Source organism: Nocardia wallacei (assembly GCF_014466955.1).
Lineage (GTDB): Bacteria > Actinomycetota > Actinomycetes > Mycobacteriales > Mycobacteriaceae > Nocardia > Nocardia wallacei.
The window spans coordinates 5,840,844-5,864,177 of the sequence record NZ_AP023396.1; the positions used below are offsets into that span (position 1 = coordinate 5,840,844).

Genomic DNA, 23,334 nt, shown 5'->3' on the forward strand with positions numbered 1-23,334 from the left:
GCTGTCACTCCTCGCGCAGTAGACGGTGGCGGGCGGTGGCCCCGGCGCGGGCGACGGCGTCCCGGGAGACGGTGCGCAGTTCGTCGTCCGCTACCACCGTGCGACCACCGACGAGCAGTCGCGCCAGGGGCGGGGTGGGCCCGAAGACCAACGCGCAGACAGGATCTCCGAGAGCGGCGCGGAAGCCGTCGACCCGCCACACCGCGAGGTCGGCGAGCTTGCCCGGCTCGAGGCTGCCGATCTCGCGGTGGCGGCCCAGATTTCGGGCGCCGCCCAGGGTGGCCATGCACAGCGCCTGGCGCGCGGTGAGGGCCTGCGGGCCGTGCACCGCCCGCTGGAACAGCAGGGCCTGGCGCATTTCACCGGCCATCGAGGTCAGCTCGCTGGACGCGGCGCCGTCCACCCCGAGCCCCACGGTGGCGCCCGCGGCCAGCAGATCCGACACCCGCGCGATGCCCGCTCCGAGGCGGGCGTTGGAGGTCGGGCAGTGCGCCGAGCCGCTGCCGGTGTCGGCGAAGCGCCGAATGTCCTTGTCGTGCAGGTGCACCGCGTGGGCGAACCATACGTCGTCGCCGAGCCAGCCGATCTTCTCCATGTATTCCACCGGTGTGCAACCCATGTGCTCGCGGCAGTACTGTTCCTCGTCCAGGGTCTCGGCGAGGTGGGTGTGCAGGCGCACGCCCTTGTCCCGGGCCAGGGCCGCCGACTCGCGCAACAGGGTCTCGCTCACCGAGAACGGCGAGCAGGGCGCGACCGCGACGCGCAGCATGGAGTCGAACGACGGGTCGTGGTATCTGTCGATGGTTTCGGCTGTGGCACCGAGGATCTCGTCGGTCCGCTCGACCACCTCGTCCGGCGGCAGGCCGCCCTCGGACTGCCCGCGGTCCATCGAGCCGCGGCACGGGTGGAAGCGCAGCCCCACCTCGGCGGCGGCGCGCACCTCGGCCTCGAACAGGTCGCCGCGCCCCTTCGGGAAGATGTAGTGATGGTCGGAGGAGGTGGTGGCGCCGCTCAACGCCAGCCACGACAGGCCCGCCGCGGCGGCGCCGTAGGTGATGTCGGCATCGATGTGTGACCAGGTGCGGTACAACCCCGTGAGCCACTCGAACAGGGTCGAATCCTGGTACATCCCTTGGGTGGCCCACTGGTACAGGTGATGGTGGGTGTTGACCAGGCCCGGAGTGACCAGGCAGCCGGTGCCGTCGATATGTTCGGCGCCCTCGATACGCGGTGCGGGGCCCGCGCCGATTCCGGTGATCCGGCCGTTCTCCACAGTGAGGTGTCCGTTGGGGATCTCCTCGCCGACAACCGGTGCGAGGTAAGCGTTCTCGACGATCAGCCGGTGCGTCATTCGGTCACCGCCTTCCGTTCGGCCGCCGCCCGGACCGCGTCCAGGATCTTCTCGTAACCGGTGCAGCGGCACAGGTTTCCGGCGAGCGCCTCGCGGATCTCCACGTCCGAGGGTCGCGGGTTGCGCTCGATCAGGTCGTGCGCCTGCACGATCAGGCCCGGGGTGCAGAAGCCGCACTGCACGGCACCGGCCGCCAGGAACGCCTGCTGCACCGGATCCAGTTCGTCGGCCGTCGCGGCCAGGCCCTCCACCGTCCGCACCGAGCGGCCGTGCGCCTGCCCGGCGGCGACCAGGCACGAGCAGACCGGGGCGCCGTCCAGATACACTGTGCACGAACCGCATTCGCCTTGTTCGCAGGCGTTCTTGGAGCCCGGCAGGCCCATCCGCTCGCGCAGCAGGTAGAGCAGGCTCTCGCCCTCCCAGACGTCGTCGACGTCCTCGGTCGATCCGTTGACCTCGCAGCTCACTCGCATCAGGCCGCCCTCCGCCGCGCCGTGTGATCGTTCCAGGCCCAGGTCAGCGTGCGGCGCGCCAGCACCGACAGGGCATGCTTGCGATAGTCGGCGGTGCCGCGCACGTCGTCGATCGGCCGGGCCGCGGCCGCGACCAGTTCGCCGAATTCGCGCGCCACCGCATCGGTCAGCGGCGCCGGGTCGTCCCACGGCAGCGTCTCGGCCAGATACCGCTCTGCCGCGCCCGCGCGCAGCGGCGTGGGCCCGGCCGAACCGATACCGGCGCCGACCGCGCGCCGATCCGGATACACGGCGACAGCGAACGAGCAGACGGCGATCACCATGGCATTACGGGTGCCGACCTTGGCGAAATACTGCGGCCCGGACGCCGGTTCCAGCCAGATCGCCCGGATCAATTCGTCCGGCTCGAGCGCATTCCGTTTGACCCACACGTAGAAATCGTCGATCGGGATCATCCGGGGGCCGCGCGCCGCGGATTCCACCTCGATCACCGCGTTCGCCGCCAGCAGCGCCGGATGCGTATCTCCGGCGGGCGACGCGGCACCGAGATTGCCGCCTACCGAAGCGCGGTTGCGGATCTGCGGCGAACCCACCGTCCGAGCCGCCTGCGCCAGCGCGGGCAACTCCCGTCCCAGGTCACGAATGATTTCGACGTACGGTACGCCGGCACCTATCCGCAGCCGCCCGCCGATCCGCTCGATGCGCCGCAATTCGCGGCACGGATTCAGGTCCAACAGCGCGTCGGGGCGGCCTTTGTCGAAATTCAGTTCGACCATGACGTCCGTGCCGCCCTGAATCGGGGTGGCCCGCGGGTGGTCGGCCCGCATTTTCAGCGCCTCCGCCCAATGTCCGGGTCGCAGGAATTCCATCGTCACTCCATCGGGTTCGATCGGTGTTCCCCGAGTACACCCGGGCGCGGGCGGACGCGGCCACGACCGGACCGACGAACTGTGCGCCAGTTCACACGGCGGTATTCGTACTTATCTCCAAACCGGTAGCGTCGAAGATCATGCGCCTTCGCTCGCTGCTCACCATGGACCTGGGGCTCGAGCTCGTCACCGGGGAAGACGAGCTCGATCGGTTCGTGCGCTGGGTCGTCACCCAGGATCTGCTCGATCCCGGCCGGTATCTGTCCGGCGGCGAGCTGGTGCTCACCGGCATGCAGTGGCGCGGCGGCCCCGCGGACAGCGAGACGTTCGTCGCGGCGCTCGCGCGGGCGAAGGTGGCGGCGCTGGCGACCGGCGACGCCCGCTACGGCGCCCCGCCCGACGATGTGGTGCGGGCCTGCCGCCGCCACCGCATCCCGCTGTTCCGGGTGCACGAGACGGTGGCGTTCGCGACGGTCACCGAACGCATCACCCGCGACCTGTCGACGGGCCGGGCGGCGGACCTGTCGGCGATTCTGGACCGGCACCGGCAATTGGTGTCCGGGGCCGGACTGGGCTCGGTGCTGGAGCTGATCGAACGCGATCTGGGCATGCGCTGCTGGGTGATGTCGTCGACGGGCCGCGTGGTGGCCGGGCCGCACCAGCGCCCGCCCGCACAGGTCGTCACGGATTTCCTGAGCGCCCGCCGCCTGCCGTGCGTCACCGCCGCCGGCGGCCGCCCGTACTCGCTGTTCGCCGTCGACGAGCACGGCACCTCGCGGGCCGCCGACTGGGTGCTGGTGTTCGACGGCGACTGGTCGGACTGGACCGAGGAGCGCCGCGCCCTGACCGGCGAGCTGGCCGCGGTCGTCTCGCTGGAACGCGCCCGGCACGACGACCGGCAGAGCGCCGAGGGACGCCTCGCCGAGGAACTCGTTCAGCTGATCGTCTCCGATGCCAAACCGGCAGAGATCGTCTCGCGGCTGCAGCTGACCGGACTCGGCGCGGCCGACAGTTACGTCGCGGTGGCCGCGGCCGCCGAAGACGGGTTGCGGCCCAGGGAATTACGCGCGCTGTTGCGCGAAATCCTGTACGGGCGAACGCCTGCCGCCGGTGTCGTGGACGGCGAGGCGATCGCCCTGGTACCGACCGACCAATCCGTGCTCGACCTCGTGCACGCGGCACTCGACACCCTCGAGCCGGGACTGGGCGACAGCCGGCTGTCGATCGGGGTGAGCGGCATCGTGGACGGCGAATCGCTGCGCGGCGCGGTCGAGGAGGCCCGGCACGCCCGGCGAGTGGCCGCCGACCGCCGTCGCCCCGCCTGTGTGGTGGGCCACGACGAGCTCGCCACCCACATGATGCTGCTGGCCAGCGTGCCCGACGAGGTGCGGCGCATGTTCCGGCTGCGTCTGCTCGACCCGCTGATCAGCTACGACCGGAACAACAGCGCCGATCTCGTGCACACCCTGGAAATCTTCCTGGAGACGTCCGGCTCCTGGGCCCGCAGCGCCGAATCGCTGCACGTGCACGTCAATACGCTGCGCTACCGGATCGCCCGCATCGAGGAACTGACCGGGCGCGACCTGTCCCGACTGGCCGACCGCGTCGACTTCTTCCTGGCCCTGGCTTTGCGCTGAACCCGCGGCGGGCTCCGCACGGCACGAGCGGGCGGACCGATTCGGAATTCCGCGAACATCATGATATGGCAACAAGATTCACCGCTACGAATATCTCACACGGCGGGTGACGGCCCGGAGACGAGTGTGAACCGGCAGTGAACACCCGACGGCGTGGCGGAGACGAAATACCAACTGGTTCCGGCTGTTTCGGAGTTCTCTGTTCACCGCTGCGAGGTCGGTCGTTCATTCCGCGGCGATAGCCTTCGAGAGTCGTTTCCGGGGACTGTCGAGCAGCCCCGAGGTTTGCCTATGCCAATGCTCTCCTTCGTGTGCCGAGCTTCGGTCCGACGTGCACAGAAACGAAACAGGTTGTGGCGGTCAATAACTGGAAATCCGATCGGTGGCAGCCGGCCCTCTGGCGGCTCCCCGAGGTGATCCGGCATTGCCGGGGGTGGATAGTCGCGACGCGGCGGCGGCGTTGGACGGCGGGAATCCTGCTCGCCGTCTTCGTCCTGTTCGTATTTCCGGGTCTGCTGGGCACGGCGGCCACGGCCGACACCGCCTCCGGCCGCACCGCGGGATCGTCGGTGGGCAGCGCGCTCGCCTGGACCCATGTCGCCGACTCCTCGGGGGTGGAGGCCTCCAATTATCTGTTCGCCACCGACCACGGCGGCCTGCTGACGCCGGGCAACACCGCGCTGTCCATCGTGCTCGGAATGGAATTCGCGGGCTGGAAGATCATCGTCGTCACCGCGATCTGGCTCATCGGCTATGCCCTCAGCTTCGAGTGGCTGAACCTGCTCGCCAAGCCGCTGCTCGGCGTGGCGCACAGCTTGTCCGGACAGCTCGCGACGCCGATCATGCTGATCACGGCCGCGACGATCGGCGCCTTCTGCGTCGCGTGGTTCGTCGCCCGCGGGTTCTATTCCAAGGCGACCATGCAGGTCGTGACCATGCTGCTGATCGCGGTGCTCGGGCCGATGTTCCTCGCCGAACCGCTGGCCGATGTGCTGTCGCCGCACGGATGGCTCTCGCAGGGACGGGATCTCGGCATCACGGTGGCGGCGGGCCTGCACGGGGACACCGCCGTGAACCCGGAGCACATGGTCTCCACCATGCAGGCCACCCTGACCGACAACACCGCGCGGCGGCCCCTGCAGGTCTGGAACTACGGGCACGTGATCGACAGCCGGCCGAACTGCCGGGCCGCCTGGTCGGCGGCGATCTCCTCCGGTAACGAGGAACGGGTCAAGAAGGCGATCCAGGCCTGCGGCGACAGCGCCGCGAAGGAATCGATGGACAATCCGAACTTCGAGCAGATCGCGACCGGTCTGCTGCTGCTCATATCCGGGGCGATCCTGCTGTTGTTCGGGGCCGTGCTGGCGCTCAAGATAATCAAGTCCGCGCTGGACACCATCTACCACGGGATGATGTCGATATTCGGTTTCGCCGCAGGCGGTTTCGTCTACGGTCCCACGCAGACGTTCCTCATCCGCAATATCGTGGACAGTTTCGTGGCCGCCCTGCGCATGACGGTGTTCACCGTCTTTCTCGGGGTGTACATGCTGATCCTGGGCGAGTTGTTCGCGCTGGCCGGGGATCAGGTGATGGTGGTGTTCATGATCGGGGCGATCGTGGAAATCGTCGCGATATTCCAGTTGCGGAAACTCAGCAAGAGCCTGGACAACGGCAATGAATGGATCGCCAACCGGTTCGCGCTCGCTGCTCAGGGCAATCGCGCGGGCGCCGGTGGTGGCAGCGGCGGTGGCGCGAAGGCACTGGGCATGGGGACCGCGAGCGTCAATCGTTCGATGGGCGCGGGCCTGCTGCCCGCTCTCGCCGCGGTCAGCACGGTGAGCAATTCGCCGGTCACCGAATGGCTGTTCGGGGCGACCCGTTCCCCGCTGCGGCCGAACGCTCGCATGGAGCGGGCGGCGCAGGTGGGGCAGTGGGGTTTCTGGGGTTCGCCCGGTGTCGGCGGTCCTGGGGGCACGTATGCCCGGTCGTACATGAAATGGGAGCAATTCGAGCGGGGCGCGCGCGAGGCGGCCATGCAGAACGGCGGTATCAACACCTTCCGCGGAGCGGCCGCGGCCCTGCAGGGTCTGGAGGACCTTGGCGGCGGTGGCAGCGACGCCTGGGCCGTGCTCAGGTCCATCGGGTTCACCGACCAGAACGTCATGCACCACTCCATCCGGTCGTGGCAGATCGTGGATGCGAACGCCGACGACGAAACCCTCGCCGACAAACATCTCGGGCACGTGGTCGCCGCCGCCAAACGAGCGCAGGAGTCCGCGAACAATCTCGTGCACGGCCGCGGCAGCGCCGAGGAGGCCGCCGCGGACATGGCGACACTGCAGGCCGCCGCGTTCCGCTTCCATCGCGCGAATCCGTTGGGCGTGACGCTCGACGGCGGCGCCTACACCGGAGCGCAGCAGGCGTTCATCAACGACTACATGGCCGACCCGACCAAGGCGAAGATCAAGCAGTTGCAAGACCTGGCCAACGGCGATACCTCGCAGGCCACGGGGATGCTCGCGAACGTCGGTGGCAAAGACGGCGCGGGCCGCATGCTGGCGGCCATCGGTAACCGCCACGCGACCCAGGTGCTGGACTCGGTCAACAACGTCATGCGCGATCCCGGCAACTACCAGTTGCTGCGGGACGCCAGGCGTCATATCGCCGCAGCGAGCACCACCGACCAGTGGGCCTCGGGCCGGTCGAGAACGCCGTGGAACTCGCTGGCGACACCGGGCGGAATGCCCGCGACGTCCTCGTGGCAGTCGGCGTGGCGCGGGGCCATGAGCGGCGAGTTCGCGCGCATGCTTCGTTGATGACCGCGCGGCGCGGGCGGTAGCGTGAACCGCCATGGCCGCGCCGCATCCGCCCCTGTCGACTCCGGGGACCCGGACGCTGGCGGACGCGTGCCGGGCCGATATCCCGCGACTGACCGGCCGGTTGATCTCGGCGATCTTCACCGACAACCCGGAATGGACCGATTACACCTCGGTGCCCCGAGCCGAATTGCGCGACGGCTGCCGCCGTTACCTGACGCGCATCCTGCAGTTGCTCGGCGGCGAGCCCGGCGACCCCGAGCGCGACGACGTGGCGGCGGCGATCGGGCGGCACCGGGCCGAGCAGGGCGTTCCGCTGGAGGCGATGCTGCGGACGTTCCGGCTCGGCGGCGGCATCGTGTGGGAGGCGCTGCTGGACAAGGCCGACAGCGCCGGGCCGCAGGAGATCCGGGAGGCCGGGACGGCGATGTGGGCGGTCATCGACGGACTGTCCTCCGCGCTGGTCACCTCCTACCGCAACACCGAGCTCGAGCAGGTGCGCCGCGACGAGCGGCGCCGCCACGCGCTGATCGAGGATCTGCTCGCGGGCCGAGCGCACGACGCCGGGTTCGCCGCCCGGGCCGCGCGGGAATTGAATCTGCCGAGCCACGGGGCATATCTGGTGGTGGCCGCCCGCGGCGACGACCGCCCCTTGCGCGCGGGCGCCGAGACGACGTTGTCCGCCTTGGGAATTCGCTCGGTGTGGCACGACCACATGGACACCACCATCGGCCTGGTGGCGCTGGAGACCCGTGACAGCGCGGCCGTGCTGCGGCAGCTGCGGCCGCTGGTGCGCGGGCGCGCCGGCGCCTCCCCCGCCGTTCCCGGTCTGGCGCAAGTGGATTCGGCACACGCGTCGGCGCTCACCGCGCTGGAGACGCTGCCCGGCGACGCCACGGGCTTGGTATCGCTGGACGAGCGCTACCCGGAGGCGCTGCTGACCCGCTCGCCCGACCTGGCCGACCAGCTGGTCGCGCACATCCTGGGCCCGGTGCTCGAGCTTCCGGCGAAGGAACGCGACATCCTGCTGCAGACCCTCGCCGCCTGGCTGGCGGAGAACTGCTCGGCCGCCAATGCCGCCCCGCGCCTGCATTGCCACCGCAACACGGTGATCAACCGGCTGCAGCGGATCTCGACGCTGCTCGGCCGGTCGCTGGAGGGCCAGCGCTCCTACGTGGAGCTGTCGCTGGCCCTCGCCGCACTGCGGTTGCCCTGACGATCTCTCATGCGCCGAGCGCGGCGGCCAGATGCGGCCACGAGTCGTGCAGGTCGGCCTCGAACTGACCCCAGGTGTGCGAGCCCTCCGGCCGGTTCACATGGATCGCGGGGATGCCGAGCTGGGCGAGCCGCCCGGCGAAGGCGCCGGTGCAGGCGCTGGCTATCGCCTCGACCGGCGGGAACGGCAGACCGCCTTCGTCGATGGCACCCGGCGCGCCGGTGGCCGCCGACAGGTAGATGGTCTTTCCCGCCAGCGCGCCGGCGCGGGCGAACGCGTCGTGCACGGGCCAGGCCCCGGTGCCCGGGAAGCCCCACATGTTCCCCGGGTTCGCGCCGCCCTTGACGAGTTGCGCCGAGACCAGGCCGATTCCGGCGGGATCCGAGGACCACGGGCAACCGCTGTAGGCGGCGACCGCGCTGTAGCGTTCCGGCGCCTGAATGGCCAGGTCGATGGCCGAGGCAGCGCTCATCGACACCCCGGCGACCGCGTTGCGGCCGGTGCTGCCCAGGTGCGGGTCGAGCGCCGCGGGCAGCTCCTGGGTCAGGAAGGTCTGCCAGCGGCCGCGGCCGACCACGGGGTCGTCGGAGAGCCAATCGGTGTACATGCTGTAGGCGCCGCCGATCGGCATCACCACGTTGACGTGCTTGTCGGCGAAGAAATCCCGGACGTCGGTGTCGTCCCACCAGGAGATGCCGTCCAGGCCGCCGCCGATACCGGTCAGCAGGTAGAGCGTGGGCGCCGATCCCCCGGCGGCCCGGATCACCCGGTTGCTCACGACGCGATCCATCGCCGGGGAGTAGACGTCCACCTGCGAGACGGAACCGCCCAGGGGGTTCTCGCCGACCACCCGCGCCTGCGCCGACGCCTCGCCACTGGACCAGATACCTATCGCGACGGCGCCCATCAGCACACTCATGAGCGCGGCCGACCATCTCGAAGCCCTCACCATTCCGTTGTACGCGGAAGATCACCCGAGCGCAGCAATCCCGGGCAGATCAGCGCGTCGGAGCCCGCGTGTCATCGATCGACTTGCGCGCCAAGCGGTTCGCAGCAACCCGGTGTGGCGGCCGGTGCCCGGCGTCGGAGCACAGGTCCGGCCGTGTGCTGCGCCCGGACGCGACCACTACGGCAACCTTCCGGCACAGAACCGCGCCGAGCGGTCGAAAGTTCGGCCACTCGGCGTGTCTCGCTGTGCGGTTCCCCAGCGAATCAACCGGACCAATTGGGCACTGAGCCCATTTTCGGAGCGTGATTCCTGGGCTTCCGGGTCATTGTTTGTGCACTGCGTGGCGACGAGACTCTTTCGCGATGACCCGTGCCACAACCTGGGCGGGGTCGGAATCGTCGAGATTAGGAGCACCACGAGTGCCGGAGTTCGATCTTTTGGTCGTGGGCGGCGGCCCCGGCGGGTACGTGGCCGCCATCCGCGCGGCGCAGCGCGGGCTGTCGGTCGGCCTGGTGGAGAAGGAGCGGCCCGGCGGCGTCTGCCTGAACTGGGGCTGCATCCCGACCAAGGCCATGCTGCGCTCCGCCGAGGTCTTCCAGACCGTCAGTGCCGCAGCCGATTTCGGCGTGCTCGCCGAGAACGTCCGGTTCGACTTCGACGCGGTGCGCCAGCGCAAGGACGGTGTGGTCGAGGAACTCACCGACGGGGTCGCGGGCCTGCTGCGCGCCAACGGCGTGACGGTGCTCGAGGGTCACGCCCGGTTCACCGGGCCCACCACCGTCGAGGTACACGAGGTGGGCCCGTCGCCGGTCTTCCCCGGGGGCCCGCGCTACGCCGCCGCCCCGACCACCGCGATCCGCCGCGTCGACGCGCGCGACGTGATCATCGCGACCGGCTCGGTTCCCGCCCGGCTGCCGATCCCCGGGGCGGACCTGCCCGGCGTGATCACCTCCGACGGCGCGTTCGGGCTGACCGAGGTGCCCCGGCGGCTGGTGGTGGTCGGCGGCAGCGCGGTCGGCGCCGAGTGGGCGAGCCTGTTCGCCACCTTCGGCAGCGAGGTCACCATCGTCGAGTTGCAGGACCGCCTGGTCCCCTTGGAGGACACCGACATCGGGACCGCGCTGGGCCGTTCGTTCGCCAAGCGCGGCATCACCGTCCTGACAGGATCGACGGTCGAATCGATCACGGCCGCGGCGCCGTTGCGCGTCACCGTCGCCGGGCCGCACGCCCGCGCGCTCGACGCCGATGTGGTGCTCGTCGGGGTCGGCCGCCGTCCCAACACCGCGGACCTGGGCCTGGACGCCGCCGGAATCGGCACGGACGCACGGGGTTTCATCGAGGTCGACGACCAGTTGCGCACCGACGTCGAGCACGTCTACGCCATCGGCGACGTCACCGGCCGAGCACTGCTCGCGCACGTCGCGTCGCATCAGGGACTCACCGCCGCCGACGTGATCGCCGGACGTCCCGCCCACATCGACTACACGGTGATCCCCGCGGCCACCTTCACCCATCCCGAGATCGCCTCGGTCGGTCTCACCGAGGAGCAGGCGCGCGCGGCCGGCCACCAGGTGCTGACCGCGAAGTTCCCGTTCGCGGCGCTGGGCCGGCCACGCACCTTCGGCGACACCGAGGGCTTCCTGAAGATCGTTGCCGGACAACAGCATCAGGAAGTGCTCGGCGTGCACATCATCGGCCCGTCGGCCAGCGACCTGATCACCGAGGGCGCCCTGGCCATCGCGCTGGAGGCGACCCTCGACGAACTCGCCGACACCATCCACGCCCACCCCACCCTCGGCGAGATCGGCATGGAAGCGGCCCTGACCGGGCTGGGCCTGCCGGTACACATCGCGCCGCGCCAGCGTTGAGGAGTCCCACCCGTGACCACGACCACCGCCCCGCGCAAGAGCACCCGCAAGGCCGCCGCCAAGCCGACGACCGAGGCGGACAACAGGTTCGCCGACGAGGACCCGCGGACGCTGCGCGGGCTGTATCGCGACATGCTGTTCGTGCGCCGGTTCGAGGAGCGCACCGCGCAGAGCTATCAGCAGGCCAAGATCGGCGGCTACTGTCACCTCAATCTCGGTGAGGAGGCCACCGTCGTCGGCCTGGCGGCGGCCATGCGCCCCACCGACTACCTGTTCACCAACTACCGCGAACACGGTTACGCCCTGGCCAAGGGCATCGAGCCGGGGCGCGTGATGGCCGAGTTGTACGGCCGCACCACCGGCACCTCCAAGGGCTGGGGCGGGTCGATGCACATGTACGACACGGCGACCCGGCTGCTGGGCGGCTACGCCATCGTGGGCGGGCAGGTCCCGCTGGCCGTCGGCGCCGCGCTGGCCATCGACTACCGCGGCGGCGACGATGTCGTGGTGTGCCAGATGGGCGACGGCACAACGAATATCGGCGCCTTCCACGAGTCGCTGAACATCGCGGCGCTGTGGCGGCTGCCCGTGCTGTTCCTGGTGATCAACAACCGGACCGGCATGGGTACCACGGTCGAGCGGTCCTCGGCCGAGCCCGACCTGTACAAGCGGGCCGACTCCTACCGGATGCGCGGCGAACGGGTGGACGGCACCGACGTGCTGGCGGTCCGCGATATCGCCGCCGAACTGCTGGAAGGCGCACGGCGCGAAGGCAAACCGGCGCTGCTGGAGGCGGTCAGCCACCGCCTCAAGGGGCACTCCGTCGTCGACCCGGCGAAATACCGTTCCGCCCAGGACATCTCGGCCGCCCGCGAGCACGACCCGATCGTGCGGTTCGCGGCCGAACTGGTCGCGGCCGGAGTGCTGTCGGAACAGGACACCGCCGACCTCGAGGCCGAGGTGCGCGAGGGTGTCGAGGCGGCCGTGGCATTCGCCGACGCCAGCCCGCATCCGGAGCCGGACAGCCTGTTCGACTACAACTACGCCACCCCGGTCCCCGGCGACTCCCGCCGCCTGCCCGCCGACCCGCTCTTCACCGTCTGAGGACTGCCACCGTGCCTGTCATGACCTATCGCGAGGCCCTGCGCGACACCCTGCGCCAGGAGATGCGCCGCGACGACGACATCCTGCTGATCGGCGAGGAGATCGGCGTTTTCGAGGGTTCCTACAAGATCACCGCCGGTCTGCTCGCCGAGTTCGGCGAGAAGCGGGTGCGCGACACACCGATCGCCGAGGAGGGTTTCGTCGGCGCCGCCATCGGCGCGGCCATGCTCGGGCTGCGACCCGTCGTGGAGATCATGACGATCAATTTCTCGCTGCTCGCGCTGGATCAGATCGTCAATCACGCCGCCAAGATCTACGGGATGTTCGGCGGCCAGACCAGTGTGCCGATGGTGATCCGCACTCCCGGCGGCGGCGGACAGCAACTGGGCGCGACGCATTCGCAGAACATCGAGCTGTACTACGCGTTCGTGCCCGGGCTGAAGGTGGTCGCGCCGAGCACTCCCGCCGACGCCCGCGCCCTGCTGCGGGCGGCGATCGCCGACGACGATCCGGTGCTGTTCCTGGAGAATCTGGCGCTCTACAACACCAAAGGTGAAGTGCCCGAAGATCTTCCGCCGATCCAGATTGGCAAGGCCGCGGTCACGCGACCGGGTACCGACATCACGCTGATCGGCTACTCCCGGATGGCCACCGTCGCCACGCAGGTAGCCGAACGGCTGGCCGCGGAAGGGATCTCGGCGGAGGTGATCGACCTGCGCAGCCTGCGGCCGCTGGACCGGGACACCCTGGTGGCGTCGGTGCGCAAGACCGGCTGCGCGGTGATCGGCGAGGACGACTGGCTCACCTACGGCATCGGGGCCGAGGTCGCCGCCTCGATCTCCGACGGGGCCTTCGACTACCTCGACGCGCCCGTGCGGCGGGTGGCGATGGCCGAGGTGCCGCTGCCCTACGCCAAGCCGCTGGAGCGGCTCGCGCTCCCCTCCGCCGACTCCCTGTACACCGCCGCGGTGGAAACCCTTGCGGCCGTGGGCCGCCGCCGGTGAGCGCCGCCCGCACGCCCACTCCGAAGGACACCCCCCTTGCCTGAAATCACCATGCCCCGCCTGTCCGACACCATGGAGGACGGCGTCATCGCCTCCTGGCTCAAGCAGGTCGGCGACCAGGTCACCCGCGGCGAGGTGCTCGCCGAGATCGAAACCGACAAGGCCCTCATGGAATTGGAGGCCTACGACGACGGAGTCCTCGAGCAGATCCTCGCCGACGCGGGCGCCCGCGTCCCGATCGGCGAGCCGATCGCCATCGTCGGGGACGGGACCGGACCGCGGACTACCGCGGGCGCACAGGCGGTTCCGGGCGCATCGGCCCCGGCAGCACCGGCTGTCGAGGCGTCCGGTTCGGCCAGCCGGGCATCGGCCGTGCAGACCGGCGGCTCGAGCTCGGCCGAGGAGCCGAAGCCGGGACAGCGGCCCAAATCGTCTCCGCTGGCCCGCAAGATCGCTCGCGAACTGGGCGTCGATCTGGCCGCGGTCACGGGCACCGGGCCCGGCGGCCGGATCACCCGCCGCGATGTCGAGTCCGCCCGTGCCGCAGGCGTTTCCGCGCCGCGGACCGGCGCCGAAGCCGTGGTCGGCGACACGGCCTACGATTCCGGTCCGGGCGGCCGATCCACGGCCCCGGCGCACACCGAACCGGCCGAGGCCACCGGGACCGTCGGCGGCGCACCGGCATCCGGCGATCACGACGAGGTGCCGCTGACCACGATCCAGCAGGTGTCGGCCAAGCGGCTGGCCGAGAGCATGCGGCAGGCGCCGCACATCTATCTGACGAGCGCGATCGACGTCACCGAACTGTTCACGTTCCGCGGCCGGATCAACGCCACGCTGGAGGCCGCGGGCAAGGGCAAGGTCAGTGTGAACGATCTGCTGGTGAAGGCGGTGGCCTCGACACTGCGCGCGGATCCGGCGGTGAACGTCTCCTTCGCCGGTGACAAACTGGTGCGTCACCACGGGATTCACCTCGGCGTCGCGGTGGCGACACCGGCCGGGCTGCTGGTGCCGGTGCTGCGCGACGCCGACCGCAAGAGCGTCTCGGAGATCGCGGCCGAGACCCGGGAGCTGGCCGGGCGGGCACGCGACCGCAAGCTGCGCGCGAACGAGATGTCCGGCGGCACGTTCACCATCTCGAACCTGGGCATGTTCGGCATCGAGCAGTTCACCGCGGTCATCAACCCGCCGGAGTCGGCGATCCTCGCCGTCGGCGCCGCCCAGGACGAAGTGCGTCTCGCCGACGGCGAGGTGGTCGCCCGCAAGATCCTGCGGGTGACCCTGTCCGCCGACCACCGCGCGATCGACGGCGCCGTGGCGGCCCAGTTCCTGCAGCACCTGAAGGAACTGCTGGAACACCCGCTGCGCATCATCACCTAGCTCTGCACCACAAGTGCACGAGGAACCCGATCCCCACCTCGGGCGGGCGGGAGTAGTGCCGGGGTGACGGGCAGGCCACCAGCCGCCCGTCACCCCGGTCCGTTCCGGCGGGAATACCGCGCGCCGCCTCGCGGGTTGGGCGAGAGGTGGACGCGGGATTCCAGCTCTTCGGCGAGCACATTCTCTGGACCGACCTGATCGGGAACGTGCTGTCGCTGGCCGTGGTCTGGCTGGCCATGCGCAAGACGATGTGGACCTGGCCGGTCCAACTGGCCGGTGCGCTGCTGCTGCTCGCCGCCTCGCTGGACGCGCACGTGCCCGGGAACGCGCTCAAACAGCTTCTGTTCCTCGCGCTCGCCGGATACGGCTGGGTCGCCTGGACCCGCGGCCGGCGCGACAGCGGCGGTCTGCTGGTACGTCCCGCGACCGCGCGCGAACGCGCCGTCCTGCTGACCGTGCTGGCGCTGGGCACCGTGCTGGTGGCCGAGCTGTTCATCCGGCTGACCTGGCTGCACATCGCGTGGTCCCCGTGGGCGAACGCGTACATCTTCGTCGGCAGCGCGATCGCCACCTTCGCGCAGAGCCGCGCCCTGGTCGACTTCTGGATCATCTGGATGCTCGTCGATCTGGTCGGAGTCCCGCTGGCCTTCCATTCCGGCCTGTACGTCTCCGGCGCGGTCTACGGCATCTTCTTCGTGATGGTGCTGTTCGGCTTCACCCGCTGGCGCCGCGAGTATCGGGCCCGGCAGCGCCTGCTCGCGCCGCCGATCACCGCGTGAACGGCCGCGCGAGCGGCGCGCCCGCTTACAACAGCCCGCGCAGGCGCAGATCCGCCGCGTACTTCTCGATCAGCGCGGGAGTCAGGTGCGGGATATCCGCGGTCGCGCCGATCCGCTCCTGCTGCACGGCTGCCTGAAACTTCTTCGCGGGCAGGACCGCTCCCGGCATCGGAACGTCCGGTTGCCGATAGGCGTGCAGCAGCGGCAGCACCGAATGGCGGCGCTGCGCCTCCGGCAGGGCCCGCAGGGCGGTCTCGAACCGCGACAGCCAGTGCGCGTAGTCGTCGATGCGCTCGATCGGATGGCCGGCGGCGATCAGCCAGTCCACGAACACATCCAGCGACAAGCCGTCGTCGTGCGGGTTGAGCACGTCGAAGCTCTCGAACCCGTTGTCGACCCGGGCACCGAGGGCGGTGATCGCCGCCGCGGTGAAGTCGGCGGGCAGGCCGTCGTAGTGCGCGCGCTGTCGATTACCGCCGGAATCGGTGCGGTAGAACGACTTCGGCGCCACCCCGGTCGCGAGGACGCTCAACAGCAGCCGCGTGAACATATCGGGCAGGTTGAACTGACCGGCGTAGCGGCTGTGCGCCAGGATCATGTCCGAGCGGAACACCGCCACCGGCAGCCCGCACAGGTCGTGCGCCTCCCGCAACAGCACCTCACCCGCCCATTTGCTGTTGCCGTAACCGTTGGCGTAACTGTCGTCGAGCGAGCGCCGCGCGCTGATCTCGCGGATATCGCCGTCCTCGGTGAATCGCTGCGGGTCCACCTGCGCGGCCACGCCGACCGTGGACAGGTAGGTCACCGGCTTGAGCTGCCCGGTCGACGCCAGCCGGATCACCTCCGCGGTGCCGACGACATTGGGGCCGAACAGCTGGTCGTAGGGCAGCACATGGTTCACCAGCGCCGCCGGATGCACGACGAGGTCCACGGTGTCGGTCAGCCGACGCCAGTTCGACTCGCCTACACCGAAATTCGGCTCACCGATATCTCCCGCGAGCACTTCCAGCGTGCCGTCGGCCAGCTCGCGGTACCGCCGCAGCAGCTCCGGGTCGCCACTGTCGAACACGCCATCCAGCCGTGCCCGGGCCGCCGCGGCGTCGCGGCCGCGTACCACGCAGACCAGCGTGCCGCCCGAAGTATGCAGCCGCTCCAGCCATTCCAGGCACAGGAATCGTCCCAGGTAACCGTTGGCGCCCGTCAGCAGCACCGTCCGCGGCGGGTGTGGCGCGCGGGGCAGGCCGGCCGCGTCCGCGAGGGTCGCCGCGTCGATGAACTTGTCCAGGGTCAGGTCCGCGGCGCGGATCTCGGTACCGCCGCCGTGCACCGACTCCGCCGTGGGCCGGGTGCCGCCCGTGCGGCGCTCGGTCTCGATGTAGGCGGCCAGCGACCGCAGATCAGTTGCCGGACCGACGATTACGCTCACCGGCACGTCGACGTCGAAGATCTCGCGCAGCAGATTCGACAGCGACAGCGCCGACAGCGAATCACCGCCGAGGTCGGCGAAATGCGCGTCGGGCATCAGATCCGTTCCGGCGCAGCCCAGCAGCGCCCTGGTGGCACGGCCGACCGTATCCAGCACGGGCAGCTCGGCAGCGGCCGTGCGCAGCGCGGACAGCTCGTCCTCCTGCTCGCGCGCCAGCTCCTCGTAACGCTGCTCCAGTCGCGGCCCGTAGCGTTGCTTCAGTTTGGGCCGCAACAACTTCGCGATGCCCGACAGCAACCCGTTGGCCATGCTGAACGGCTCGGTCTCCAGCAGGAAGTCGCGCGGAATCTCGTAGGACTCGAGTCCGGCGTCCTTGGCCACCCGCTGCAGCGACTCCGCGATGGCCGCCTTCAGGTCGGCGACCTCCGGGTACGCCGATACGGCGGCGGCGGTCGGCACGACCACCGCCAGCAGGAAGGCGCGCTCGCTGGAGCCGTACACATAGATCTGGCGCACCAGCGGGCTTCCGGCGTAGACGGCCTCCAACTTCGACACCGCCACGAACTCGCCCTGGGACAGCTTCAGCACGTTGTTGCGCCGATCGACATACACCAGCTGGTCGGGGCCGATCTCGGCCATGACGTCGCCGGTGCGGTAGAAGCCGTCGGCGTCGAAGATCTCGGCGTTCAGTTCCGGGCGCTTGTAGTAGCCCGACACCAGCGTCTCGGCCTTGATCAGCAGCTCGCCCCGCGGATAAGGCTTGTCGGTACCGAAATACCCCAGCTCCGGCACGTCCACCAGCTTGTAGTCCTGCACCGGCGGACGCTGCAGCCGATTGTTGAGCAGCACCCCGCCGCCGGTCTCGGTGGCGCCGTAGCCGTCGAACATCCCGATGTCGAGCACCGACTCCATGAACGCACGCATATCCGGGGACACCGGCGCGCTGCCGACCAATGCCAGCAGTAGCCTGCCGCCCAGGAAGTGTTCGCGCAGTTCGGTTTTCAATTCCCGCTCGACATCAGCCGGGTCGCCACCGGCCGCCACCTTGCGGTCCACCTCGCTGCGGAAGCGCTGGAACACCATGTCGCACACGCGCGGAACGAAGAACACCAGTGTCGGCCGGGCCAGCGAGATGTCCTCGAACAGGGTGGACATATCGCTGCGGGCCGCGAAGTACACGGTGCCGCCGACCGCCAGGCAGCCGATCACCGACGCTCGCCCGGCGATGTGGCTCATCGGCATGTAACCGAACCCGATCGCGGGCAGCGGATGATCGCCGCCGCTGCGCCACATCCGGGCCAGCATCCGCTCGGAATACATTGCGCCCTTGGGTGTTCCGGTACTCCCGGAGGTGTAGATCAGCAACGCGAGCTCGTCCTCGGCCGCGCCGGTGCGCAGCGGGGCGGGCGGCAGCGCGCGACCGCGGTCCAGCGCGTCGTCCAGCGTCTCGACGAGCACCGATCGACCGGCCAGCCGGGCGCGGGCGGCCGTGAGCGCGCCGCGGTGGTCGTCGTCCCCGGCGTGATAGTCGAAGACGACCAGCGAGCGCACCGACTCGGCGGCGAGCGCCAGATCGACTGCGGCACCGAGCTGTTCGACGTCGCTGGCGAGTACGCGGGGCTCGGTTTCCGCCACGATCGGCGTCAGCTGTGCGAGCGACCCGCCCGCCTGCAGCGGCACCCCGACTGTTCCCAGGTAGGTGCACGCGAGATCGACGATGGTGTAGTCGATACTGGTGAAGCCGAGCACGGCGACGAAATCGCCTGCGCGCGTAGGCCGTTCGGGATCGTGATGCCACGCGGCGGCCAGCGCCCGCACCCGCTCCCACAATTGCCCGTAGGTGATGGTGTCGAATCGGGGCAGCAGCCGCGCATGGCGGCGGCCGCTGTCGTCGGCGATGTACTCCACGGCACGCTGACCGGCCGCCGGTCGGTCGGCGTATCCCGTCATGAGAGTGGCCACAACCTGCGCCGATCCCAGCTCCGGCGCCTGCACGGCCCTGCTCACGGCGTCGTCCGGCAGCGCGGCGCGAAGCTGCTCGTCGCGCCCGATCAGCTCCGTCGCCCGCCGTACCAGTCGTTGCTGTTCCTGCGTGATATCCATCCCCAAGACGTCCATACCCGACCTCTCCGAGTTGTCCGGCACCCTGCTCGACAGTCGATGCGCGCGGGGCAAGCACATCCCGCCGCAATTAATTTCCCACGCTAACTATCACTACGGTCGCGCCGTCCGCGACACACTGTCAAGTGCGTCGTCGCGGGTCACGGCATCGCCCGAGCTAGGCGGCATTGAGGCGTGCGTCACATCACGCGCGGCGGACACGGTTACGATCCGAGGTGGTGGCTCGCCGCGGCGAGCGGTGGCAGTGAGGAGAGGTCCATGTCCCAGAAGGTTCGCGGCGTCGTCGCCCGCAGCGCCGGAGCGCCGGTCGAGATCGTCGACATCGTCGTCCCGGATCCGGGGCCGCACGACGTGGTGGTGCGGGTGCTGGCATGCGGGGTGTGCCACACCGATCTGACCTATCGCGAGGGCGGCATCAACGACGAGTTCCCGTTCCTGCTCGGCCACGAGGCCGCGGGCGTGGTGGAGACCGTGGGCGACGCCGTCACCCATGTGCAGGCCGGTGACCGAGTGCTGCTGAACTGGCGCGCGGTGTGCGGCGCCTGTCGTGCCTGCAAGCGCGGAAAGCCGTGGTACTGCTTCGACACCCACAACGCGAGCCGCCCGATGACGCTGGCCGACGGCACCACCCTGACCCCCGCGCTGGGTATCGGCGCGTTCGCCGACAAGACCCTGGTGCACGAGGGCCAGTGCACCGTCATCGACGCGGAGACCGACCCGGCGGTGGCCGGGCTGCTCGGCTGCGGCGTGATGGCCGGACTCGGCGCGGCCATCAATACCGGCAACGTGCGCTACGGCGACTCGGTGGCCGTGATCGGCTGCGGTGGCGTCGGCGATGCCGCCGTCGCCGGGGCCCGGCTGGCCGGCGCGACCACGATCATCGCCATCGACCGGGATCCGCGAAAGCTGGAGTGGGCCACCGAACTCGGCGCCACCCACACGCTGCGGGCCGGCGACGACGTGGTGGAGCGGGTGCAGGAGCTGACCGGCGGTTTCGGCGCGGACGTGGTGATCGACGCGGTGGGCCGCCCGGAGACCTGGAAGCAGGCGTTCTACGCGCGCGATCTGGCGGGCACCGTGGTGCTGGTCGGCGTCCCCACGCCGGACATGCGCCTGGAGATGCCGCTGATCGACTTCTTCTCCCGCGGTGGGGCGTTGAAGTCCTCCTGGTACGGCGACTGCCTGCCCGAACGCGATTTCCCGATGCTGCTGGACCTGTACCGCCAGGGCCGCCTGCCGCTGGAACGCTTTGTCACGGAACGCATTCCGCTCGACGGGGTGGAACCGGCGTTCACCACGATGCACCACGGTGAGGTGCTGCGCTCGGTGGTGGTGCTGTGAACATCGAGCGCGTGGTCACCTCCGGCACCTTCGAATTGGACGGCGGTTGCTGGGATGTCGACAACAACGTCTGGGTCGTCGGCACCGACGCGGAGGCGGTGATCGTCGACGCCGCTCACGACCCGGCGCCCGTACTCGCCGCCGTGGGCGACCGCAAGGTCACGGCGGTGGTCTGCACCCATGCCCACAACGACCACATCAACGTCGCACCGCAGCTGGCCGCGGCGACCGGAGCGCCGATCCTGCTGCACCCCGCCGACGACATGCTCTGGCGCGCGGTGCATCCCGAGGTCGACTACCGTCCGCTGGCGCACGGCCAGCGAATCCCGCTCGGCGACACCGCTATTCAGGTGTTGCACACGCCCGGCCACTCGCCGGGCTGCTGCAGTCTGTACCTGGCCGAACAGCAGGTCGTATTCACCGGCGACACGTTGTTCTCGGGTGGCCCCGGCGCGACCGGACGGTCGTTTTCGCATTTTCCCACCATCATCGAGTCCATCCGAACCCGGCTGCTGGCGCTGCCGGGCGACACGATCGTGCACACCGGGCACGGCGACTCCACCACCATCGGCGCCGAGGCGCCGCACCTCAGCGAGTGGATTCACCGGGGGCACTGACCGATTCGCCGCCGCGGTCGGCCTGTTGAATTTCACACATCAACTACCAAGCAATCGCTTGGGTTGGTAACCTCGGCAGGGTAGGAGGACGGTGACCGGCATCGGTCGGGCAGACGATGCGCACGCACCGTGCCGGTTCGCGCACACGCGACCATCAGGGAATATCAATGGGGATGTGACCAAGGGCAATTCGATTCCGTCCGGCACCGCCGGGCCGGTCGCGGCGTGCCGCCGTCCGTCGATGACTCGACAGACAGGAACACCACCCATGACCAGCCGGAAGATTCCGGATCCGAACCACCCGCTGCTCCCCCTGGCGCGGGCATACACCAACTACTTCACGCCGACGGTCACCGGCGCGCAACACGTGCCGGAATCCGGTCCGGCACTGATCATCGGCAACCACTCGTCGATCTACTGGGCACCGGAAATTTGGATCACCCTGCTGACGATGATGGACCGCAGGCCGACCGAGCCCAGCTTCGGGCTGGCGCACGAAATCCTGCTGCGCACACCGCTTCTCGGCGACAGCCTGCGCGATCTCGGCGCCCTGCCGGCTTCGTGGGAGGCCGCGACGACCGGTGTGAAGGACGGCGGCGCCGTGCTGGTGTACCCGGGCGGCGATTGGGAGGCGTGCCGTCCCTGGACCGACCGCGGCCGCATCGACTTCGCCGATCGGAAGGGATTCGTCCGTCTCGCACTGCGACTCGGTGTTCCGGTGATTCCCGCCGTCGCCACCGGCGGCCACGACTCCATCTTCATCGTCAGCCGCGGCGAACGCACCGCACGGCTGCTGCGGCTGGACAAATTGCTGCGCGCCAAGGTATTTCCGTACACCGTCGGCCTGCCGTTCGGCTTGGCGCCGATCGTGCCGCAGTTCCCGCTGCCCGCCACCGTGCAGCTGAGTTTCCTGCCGCCGCTGAGCTGGTCCACCGAACCGGGCGATCCCGACAACCCGGCCGAGGTGGACGCCTGCTACCGCGACACCGTGGACACCATGCAGCGCGAACTCGATCGGTTGCGCGCCGAGATCCCCAATCCCGTCGCCACGGGCATCAAACGGCACCTCGCCGACCTGCCGGGCCCGCTGTCGAGCCTGGCCGCGATCGTGTGAGCGACGATCACGACGACATCACCGCCTCCATCGAGGCCACCAGCCGGGCGGCGTGCTCGCCGAGATAGAAGTGGCCGCCGTCGTAGGTGGTGAGTTCGAAATCGCCGGTGGTGTGGTCGCGCCAGGCGCGCACCTCCGCGAGGGTCACCTTCGGATCGTGCAGGCCGATGTGCGCGTGGATCGGCGCGGAGACGATGGCGCCGTCCTCGCCGCGGTAGGTCTCGGCGGCCTTGTAGTCGGCTCGGAGGGCGGGCAGGATCGCGCGCAGCATCTCCTCGTCGTCGAGGACCCGGGCGTCGGATCCGTCGAGACGCCGCATCTCCGCGAGCACACCGGCGTCATCGAGCAGGTGCACGGTCTCGTTGCGCACCTGCGACGGCGCCCGGCGGCCGGAGACGAACAGGGCGGCGGGCCCGGTGCCGCGCGCCTCCAGCAGGCGCGCCACCTCGAACGCCACCGACGCGCCCATGCTGTGCCCGAACAGGTACAGCGGCCGGTCGAGCCACGGAACCAGTTCCGCCGCAACGTGTTCGGCCAGTTGCGGCACGCTCTCGAGGCAGCGCTCGTGGCGGCGGTCTTGGCGCCCGGGGTACTGGACGGCCAGCACCTCGTGCGCGGGCGCGACCATCCGGGAGACCGGATGGAAGTAGGTCGCCGACCCTCCGGCGTGCGCCAGGCAGACCAGCCGCGCGGCCGGATCGGCGCGCGGATGGAACCGCCGCAGCCAGGACCCGGCTGTTCGTTGTCCGTCGGTCATCGAAACCCTCTCGTGCGATGTCCTCCGACATTGTCGCGGTGTTCGGTCGTTCCGGCCACCGCAGGTCGGCCGGACAGCGCGAAAGCCCGGCGGCCGAGGAGTTTTCGTGTTCGACTGCGGGCACGGCCGAAGGGAGGTTCCCCTTGCTGGATCGTTACGGCAGCTCGAGATCGGCGACCCCGTCACCGTGCAGGTTCCCTGCGACAATCCGCACTGCCTGTCCGGGGCGCACGGTGTGGTCGCGGATTTCCGTTCGGAACATGTGCTGGTGCGCCTGGCGGCCACGCCGATCGGGCACGCGGACGAGACCGTGGTGTCGGTGGGTTCGAGGCAGGTCGAATACGGGCACACCGGCGTCGATGCGAATTCGGCCGCGCGGCAGCGTTGTTCGCCGGAGGACTATGCGGCGGCCTGCGTCCGCGCGGCGGCGGCGCTCGCGACCGATCGGAAGATCATCACCGGTGCGCAGGCGGCGCGAATGCTCGCCGCCTGGCAGCGGTCACGGCGGTAGC

The 23,334-nt window shown here is 69.9% G+C and carries 18 protein-coding genes; 12 read left to right on the forward strand and 6 right to left on the reverse strand.

The window, feature by feature from the left end:
- Window positions 1–4: 4 nt before the first annotated feature.
- The 3 genes from NWFMUON74_RS25850 to NWFMUON74_RS25860 are packed head-to-tail and all read right to left on the reverse strand — an operon-like array spanning window position 5 to window position 2,693.
- The gene (locus tag NWFMUON74_RS25850) at window positions 5–1,351 is read right to left on the reverse strand and encodes an 8-oxoguanine deaminase (protein ID WP_187684375.1); all 1,347 of its coding nucleotides are present in this window, start codon (window positions 1,349–1,351) and stop codon (window positions 5–7) included.
- Window positions 1,348–1,824 carry a (2Fe-2S)-binding protein gene (locus NWFMUON74_RS25855; RefSeq protein ID WP_187684376.1) on the reverse strand — a complete coding sequence of 159 codons (477 nt, stop codon included), beginning with the start codon at window positions 1,822–1,824 and terminating at the stop codon, window positions 1,348–1,350. Before NWFMUON74_RS25855 ends, NWFMUON74_RS25850 begins: the two co-directional genes overlap by 4 nt.
- Complete coding sequence (locus tag NWFMUON74_RS25860; RefSeq protein WP_187684377.1) at window positions 1,824–2,693, reverse strand: FAD binding domain-containing protein; 870 nt, start codon at window positions 2,691–2,693, stop codon at window positions 1,824–1,826. Before NWFMUON74_RS25860 ends, NWFMUON74_RS25855 begins: the two co-directional genes overlap by 1 nt.
- Before the next feature lie 140 nt (window positions 2,694–2,833).
- On the opposite strand from NWFMUON74_RS25860, the gene NWFMUON74_RS25865 reads away from it, so the two are divergent.
- The 3 genes from NWFMUON74_RS25865 (at window position 2,834) to NWFMUON74_RS25875 (ending at window position 8,362) form a co-directional block, all read left to right on the forward strand.
- The gene (locus tag NWFMUON74_RS25865) at window positions 2,834–4,330 is read left to right on the forward strand and encodes a PucR family transcriptional regulator (RefSeq protein WP_187684378.1); all 1,497 of its coding nucleotides are present in this window, start codon (window positions 2,834–2,836) and stop codon (window positions 4,328–4,330) included.
- 353 nt (window positions 4,331–4,683) lie between these two features.
- On the forward strand, window positions 4,684–7,146 hold the full coding sequence (locus NWFMUON74_RS25870; RefSeq protein WP_187684379.1) for a hypothetical protein: 2,463 nt from the start codon (window positions 4,684–4,686) through the stop codon (window positions 7,144–7,146).
- Window positions 7,147–7,180: 34 nt separating this feature from the next.
- Window positions 7,181–8,362 (forward strand): PucR family transcriptional regulator, encoded by a 1,182-nt coding sequence (locus NWFMUON74_RS25875; RefSeq protein WP_187684380.1) that lies wholly within the window; start codon window positions 7,181–7,183, stop codon window positions 8,360–8,362.
- 7 nt (window positions 8,363–8,369) lie between these two features.
- Here the strand turns inward: NWFMUON74_RS25875 and NWFMUON74_RS25880 are convergent, their stop codons facing one another.
- A complete protein-coding gene (locus NWFMUON74_RS25880; protein WP_187684381.1) occupies window positions 8,370–9,281 on the reverse strand; it encodes an alpha/beta hydrolase in 912 nt (303 codons plus the stop codon).
- A gap of 449 nt (window positions 9,282–9,730) precedes the next feature.
- On the opposite strand from NWFMUON74_RS25880, the gene lpdA reads away from it, so the two are divergent.
- From lpdA to pnuC, 5 genes are all read left to right on the forward strand, one after another.
- Complete coding sequence (gene lpdA, locus NWFMUON74_RS25885) at window positions 9,731–11,179, forward strand: dihydrolipoyl dehydrogenase (RefSeq protein WP_187684382.1); 1,449 nt, start codon at window positions 9,731–9,733, stop codon at window positions 11,177–11,179.
- Between the two features lie 12 nt (window positions 11,180–11,191).
- Entirely contained in the window at window positions 11,192–12,283 is a 1,092-nt protein-coding gene (gene pdhA / locus NWFMUON74_RS25890) for a pyruvate dehydrogenase (acetyl-transferring) E1 component subunit alpha (protein WP_187684383.1), read from the forward strand.
- 20 nt (window positions 12,284–12,303) lie between these two features.
- Window positions 12,304–13,287, forward strand: a complete 984-nt coding sequence (locus NWFMUON74_RS25895) for an alpha-ketoacid dehydrogenase subunit beta (RefSeq protein ID WP_197986912.1) — start codon at window positions 12,304–12,306, stop codon at window positions 13,285–13,287.
- A 36-nt stretch (window positions 13,288–13,323) separates the two neighbouring features.
- Window positions 13,324–14,667 (forward strand): dihydrolipoamide acetyltransferase family protein, encoded by a 1,344-nt coding sequence (locus tag NWFMUON74_RS25900; RefSeq protein ID WP_187684385.1) that lies wholly within the window; start codon window positions 13,324–13,326, stop codon window positions 14,665–14,667.
- A gap of 146 nt (window positions 14,668–14,813) precedes the next feature.
- Window positions 14,814–15,446 (forward strand): nicotinamide riboside transporter PnuC, encoded by a 633-nt coding sequence (gene pnuC, locus NWFMUON74_RS25905; RefSeq protein WP_197986913.1) that lies wholly within the window; start codon window positions 14,814–14,816, stop codon window positions 15,444–15,446.
- 25 nt (window positions 15,447–15,471) lie between these two features.
- Here pnuC and car read toward each other — a convergent pair whose 3' ends face one another.
- The gene (gene car / locus NWFMUON74_RS25910) at window positions 15,472–18,975 is read right to left on the reverse strand and encodes a carboxylic acid reductase (RefSeq protein ID WP_187684386.1); all 3,504 of its coding nucleotides are present in this window, start codon (window positions 18,973–18,975) and stop codon (window positions 15,472–15,474) included.
- A 276-nt stretch (window positions 18,976–19,251) separates the two neighbouring features.
- Between car and NWFMUON74_RS25915 the strand changes: the two genes are divergently transcribed.
- The 3 genes from NWFMUON74_RS25915 (at window position 19,252) to NWFMUON74_RS25925 (ending at window position 22,065) form a co-directional block, all read left to right on the forward strand.
- Window positions 19,252–20,334: an S-(hydroxymethyl)mycothiol dehydrogenase gene (locus NWFMUON74_RS25915; RefSeq protein ID WP_187684387.1), complete on the forward strand. Its 1,083-nt coding sequence runs from the start codon at window positions 19,252–19,254 to the stop codon at window positions 20,332–20,334.
- Entirely contained in the window at window positions 20,331–20,951 is a 621-nt protein-coding gene (locus NWFMUON74_RS25920) for an MBL fold metallo-hydrolase (RefSeq protein WP_187684388.1), read from the forward strand. Before NWFMUON74_RS25915 ends, NWFMUON74_RS25920 begins: the two co-directional genes overlap by 4 nt.
- Before the next feature lie 268 nt (window positions 20,952–21,219).
- Entirely contained in the window at window positions 21,220–22,065 is an 846-nt protein-coding gene (locus NWFMUON74_RS25925) for a 1-acyl-sn-glycerol-3-phosphate acyltransferase (RefSeq protein ID WP_187684389.1), read from the forward strand.
- Window positions 22,066–22,072: 7 nt separating this feature from the next.
- On the opposite strand, the gene NWFMUON74_RS25930 is transcribed toward NWFMUON74_RS25925, so the two are convergent.
- A complete protein-coding gene (locus tag NWFMUON74_RS25930) occupies window positions 22,073–22,822 on the reverse strand; it encodes a thioesterase II family protein (protein WP_187684390.1) in 750 nt (249 codons plus the stop codon).
- 106 nt (window positions 22,823–22,928) lie between these two features.
- Here NWFMUON74_RS25930 and NWFMUON74_RS25935 point away from each other — a divergent pair, with 106 nt between their 5' ends.
- Window positions 22,929–23,333 (forward strand): hypothetical protein, encoded by a 405-nt coding sequence (locus NWFMUON74_RS25935; protein WP_187684391.1) that lies wholly within the window; start codon window positions 22,929–22,931, stop codon window positions 23,331–23,333.
- The last annotated feature ends 1 nt before the right edge of the window (window position 23,334 follow it).

Coding starts and splice junctions, on each gene's coding strand:
- NWFMUON74_RS25895 (WP_197986912.1), top strand. CDS start 12,304: ATGACCTATCGCGAGGCCCTGCGCGACACCCTGCGCCAGGAGATGCGC.
- NWFMUON74_RS25855 (WP_187684376.1), bottom strand. CDS start 1,824: ATGCGAGTGAGCTGCGAGGTCAACGGATCGACCGAGGACGTCGACGAC.
- NWFMUON74_RS25875 (WP_187684380.1), top strand. CDS start 7,181: ATGGCCGCGCCGCATCCGCCCCTGTCGACTCCGGGGACCCGGACGCTG.
- NWFMUON74_RS25930 (WP_187684390.1), bottom strand. CDS start 22,822: ATGACCGACGGACAACGAACAGCCGGGTCCTGGCTGCGGCGGTTCCAT.
- NWFMUON74_RS25865 (WP_187684378.1), top strand. CDS start 2,834: ATGCGCCTTCGCTCGCTGCTCACCATGGACCTGGGGCTCGAGCTCGTC.
- NWFMUON74_RS25880 (WP_187684381.1), bottom strand. CDS start 9,281: ATGAGTGTGCTGATGGGCGCCGTCGCGATAGGTATCTGGTCCAGTGGC.
- NWFMUON74_RS25850 (WP_187684375.1), bottom strand. CDS start 1,351: ATGACGCACCGGCTGATCGTCGAGAACGCTTACCTCGCACCGGTTGTC.
- NWFMUON74_RS25860 (WP_187684377.1), bottom strand. CDS start 2,693: ATGGAATTCCTGCGACCCGGACATTGGGCGGAGGCGCTGAAAATGCGG.
- NWFMUON74_RS25925 (WP_187684389.1), top strand. CDS start 21,220: ATGACCAGCCGGAAGATTCCGGATCCGAACCACCCGCTGCTCCCCCTG.
- NWFMUON74_RS25915 (WP_187684387.1), top strand. CDS start 19,252: ATGTCCCAGAAGGTTCGCGGCGTCGTCGCCCGCAGCGCCGGAGCGCCG.
- car (WP_187684386.1), bottom strand. CDS start 18,975: ATGGATATCACGCAGGAACAGCAACGACTGGTACGGCGGGCGACGGAG.